Here is a 3,761-nt window from a genome sequence, read left to right as displayed (position 1 = left end):
ATCATTGCCATGCACCGCGCCCTGATCGAAAATGATGCCCAATCCACCGAGGTCACGCTGCATCAAGCAGCGTGACTATCCCCGGCGCGAGGTGTCTGATCCGGCTCCCCGAAAGGGTCCTTAAACCCCTCGACGATTAAGTCTGTCTCGGCCCGTTCTTTTCATCCGCACTCTACCATGCATCGTGCTTTTGCGCCTCGGCACGTCCGACAACCATATGATGCACTTCATCGGGACCGTCGGCAAAGCGAAGATGGCGTTGCTGGGTATACATGCCGGAAAGCGGTGTCCATTGCGATACTCCGGCAGCGCCATGCATCTGTATCGCCTGGTCAATGATGAGGCAGACTTTCTCCGGTACCATCGCCTTGACCGCACTCACATAGACACGGGCCTCCCGGTTGCCGAGGACATCCATGGCTTTCGCCGCCTGCAACACCATAAGGCGCATGGCGTCGATCTCGATGCGGGCGCGGGAGATAACTTCGAGGTTCTTGCCAAGTTTCAAAATGGTTTTCCCGAATGCCTTGCGGCTGCCGGCCCTCTTGACCATCAATTCCAGCGCCTTCTCCGCTTGGCCTAAGGATCGCATACAGTGATGTATGCGGCCGGGGCCCAATCTGACCTGCGAGATCTCAAAACCGCGCCCCTCGCCGAGCAGTATGTTTTCTTCGGGGACCCGCACATTATTGAACTTGATGTGCATGTGACCACGGGGCGCATGATCTTCGCCGAAAACCTGCATGCCTTCGAGAATTTCCACGCCCGGCGTATCGATCGGCACCAAAATTTGGGATTGCTGCTTTGAGGGTGCCGCATCAGGGCTGGTCCTGACCATCGTGATCATAACTTTACAACGAGGATCCCCGGCGCCCGAGATATAGAATTTTTCGCCATTAATGACCCATTCGCCATTTTCCAGATGAGCGGAAGTGCGGACGTTTTTGGCATCCGACGACGCTTGGCCGGGTTCCGTCATCGCATAGGCCGACCGAATTTCACCGTTCAACAACGGCTTCAACCATTTTTCCTTCTGCTCTACTGTTCCGACCCGCTCCAATACTTCCATATTGCCGGTATCAGGCGCACTGCAGTTCAGGGTTTCCGAGGCCAAACTATATTTACCGAGCTCGGCGGCAATATAGGCATAGTCAAGATTGCTGAGCCCCTCGCCGGTGTCCGCATCGGGTAAAAAGAAATTCCAAAGTCCGGATTCCTTGGCTTTCGCTTTTGCCCCCTCGAGCAGTTCCAGTTGGCGCGGGTGCCAGCTCCAGCGGTCCTTCTTCCCCTCGTTCAGGGCATAGAACTCTTCGGTAATTGGCACGACATTTTCGTCAATATGCTTTCGCAACGCATAGAGCAGCGGTCGCGCCTCCTCGGACATGGCTAGATTAAACAATTCCTGGTCGGTTCCCGACATATTATTAGTCCTCAATTCGAAAGGTTGAATAATCCTGATGCTGCGATTGTTGTTCCAGTCTGTCAACCGTGATCATCATTAATCGAAACCTAACCTAAGTCACAATTCCCGTTATCTCCGCCGCCAATCCGTCATTCATGGCCTCATTATCCGGCAACTAGCCATTGACATCACACCCTTAAAAAAGCCACTGTAAATACAATAATAACTAAAACCAAACTAACAGGAGCCGTAATGAAAAAAATTAAAAAACTGTTTGCCACACTGTCGGTTATATCTTGCGTTGGCATTCTCAGCACTGGGCTTGCAACCGCCGCGGACCATACCATTGGCGCTCTGTTTCCATTAAGCGGCCCGAATGCCGTCTATGGTGATGTCTTCATGTCCGGATCGGATTTGGCTGTCGAGCATATCAATGCTGATAAAATGCTGAGCGGTCCTATGTCCATCGCTTACGAAGATAGCCAGGGCCTGCCCCAGCCGGCCGTCGTCGGCATGACAAAACTTGTCAATGTGACAGGCGTACCTTACGTTCTTTCCGCCTTCACCGGCGTTTCCAAGGCCATTTCCACACTCGCGATGCGGAACGAGGTCGTTGCCGTCAATGGCGGCGGTGTTGGCCCGGATCTGGCGGCTTTGGGAAAATATTTCTGGAATGTCATTCCCTTGGTCAATCTTGAAGTGCGGGCGGCAATGCCGTACCTGGTCAAGGAACGCGGCATAAAACGCGTTGTCCTCATCTATATTGACGATCCGTTCGGCAATTCCATCCTCGATGAACTGAAATCCTCACTGGAAGGCGCCGGCGGGAAATTAGTCGAAACCATGTCCGTTCCGACAACAGCACAGCAATTCTCCGGCATCGCCGCCAAGGTCAGAGCCGAGAAACCCGATGCTGTTTATATCGCCAGCTACGGCGCCCAGCAAATCCAGATCGTAAAGCAGTTGCGCGATAATGGCGTGGATCAACAGTTGATCACCTATTCCGGCTTTCTGGTGCCCGACGCGCTTGCCCTGCCTGAAACCGAAGGCCTGATCGCGACCGGTCAAGGCGTAAACTATAAATCCGATGATCCGGTTACCAAGCGCTTTGTCACCGACTATACGGCAAAATTCAATCGCGCCCCGACGGCCTATAACGTCAATTATTACAACGCGACGCTTCTATATGGCATTTTGGCCCATGCGCTGGAAGCCGAGGGCAAGGACGTCACCGGCGCCAATCTTCTGACCAAGCGCGAAGAAATGGGCAGTTTTGATCTGGTTGGTGGTAAGGTCTCTTTCCAAAGCAACGGTACCTTGCTCTTTCCCATTCAGGTCAAAATCGTTAAAGATGGCAAACCTGAAGTGCTGACGACCGTCGATTTCAATAAATAATCGGGGTAACTGATAGTATGTTAGCGTTACAGCTGACCATCACCGGTCTTCAAACCGGTGCGCTTTACGCACTGACCGCCGTCGGGTTTTCACTGATTTTCGGGTCTACCCGGATATTTCACTTTGCGCATGGTGCCACTTTCATCATTGCGGCTTATCTCTTTTACTTTGTGAATGTATCCGGGTATGGCCTGTTTTTGAGTGTGGCCGCGGCGACGGCGGGCGCGATCATTTTCGGCCTGCTGTTGAACAGATTTGTCTATGTCCCGATCCAGCGCGACGAGGGCTCGTTTTTCACCGTCTTCGTTGCCTCCTTCGGTGTCGGGATTGTGGTGCAGAATGTTGTCGGCATGATTTTTGGCCGCGGGTTCGTCTCCGTACAGACCCCGCTGTCATTCTCGGTTGAATTGATGGATGGTCTTTTTGTCTCGCCGCTCGCCTGGATTTCCATGCTGTGTGCGGCGGTATTTTTTGGCGCATTATGGTATTTCCTCCGTTTCAGCACCATGGGCATGGCGCTGCGGGCGCTTGCCGATAACCCGGAACTGGTACGGGTTTTTGGGCTCAATCCCCGCTTTATCTCCGCCTGTGCCTTTACCATCGGATCCATCCTTGTTGTGCCGGCCGCCATCATTTCCGGGGCGACCTCAGGGTTAAACCCGGCCATGGGGCATCATGTCATGCTGATCTCGCTGGCGGCGACGATTGTGGGCGGCATCGGCAGTGTTCCCGGCACTCTTCTTGCCGGACTGGCACTCGGCCTAGCCGAGAGCCTGGCGCTTCTCTATGTTGATTCCCAATGGACGGAGGCCGTTACCTTTGCCATCCTGTTCCTGTTCATTATCGTGCGTCCGTCCGGCCTGCTCGGCCGTTCAGCAGTTCACTGAGGAGACGGACCCATGGATGCATATCTTCTGAACCTCGCCATTCTGATCTCTATTTATTCGATTCTGGCTGTTACCCT

The 3,761-nt window shown here is 53.5% G+C and carries 3 protein-coding genes; 2 read left to right on the top strand and 1 reads right to left on the bottom strand.

Annotated features, from left to right (window positions below; genetic code table 11):
• Window positions 1-172: 172 nt before the first annotated feature.
• Window positions 173-1,420: an acyl-CoA dehydrogenase family protein gene (locus tag ACESNI_RS10380; RefSeq protein WP_373086552.1), complete on the bottom strand. Its 1,248-nt coding sequence runs from the start codon at window positions 1,418-1,420 to the stop codon at window positions 173-175.
• 234 nt (window positions 1,421-1,654) lie between these two features.
• Between ACESNI_RS10380 and ACESNI_RS10375 the strand changes: the two genes are divergently transcribed.
• Window positions 1,655-2,797, top strand: a complete 1,143-nt coding sequence (locus ACESNI_RS10375) for an ABC transporter substrate-binding protein (RefSeq protein WP_373086550.1) — start codon at window positions 1,655-1,657, stop codon at window positions 2,795-2,797.
• Window positions 2,798-2,814: 17 nt separating this feature from the next.
• Entirely contained in the window at window positions 2,815-3,684 is an 870-nt protein-coding gene (locus ACESNI_RS10370; protein ID WP_373086549.1) for a branched-chain amino acid ABC transporter permease, read from the top strand.
• The last annotated feature ends 77 nt before the right edge of the window (window positions 3,685-3,761 follow it).

Origin of the sequence: Sneathiella sp. (genome assembly GCF_041689005.1) — a bacterium.
Taxonomy (GTDB): Bacteria; Pseudomonadota; Alphaproteobacteria; order Sneathiellales; family Sneathiellaceae; genus Sneathiella.
This window is presented reverse-complemented; position numbering and strand designations above follow the sequence as displayed.

Excerpts from the sequence above, each read along its gene's own strand:
- ACESNI_RS10380 (WP_373086552.1), bottom strand. The coding sequence starts at position 1,420 with ATGTCGGGAACCGACCAGGAATTGTTTAATCTAGCCATGTCCGAGGAG.
- ACESNI_RS10375 (WP_373086550.1), top strand. The coding sequence starts at position 1,655 with ATGAAAAAAATTAAAAAACTGTTTGCCACACTGTCGGTTATATCTTGC.
- ACESNI_RS10370 (WP_373086549.1), top strand. The coding sequence starts at position 2,815 with ATGTTAGCGTTACAGCTGACCATCACCGGTCTTCAAACCGGTGCGCTT.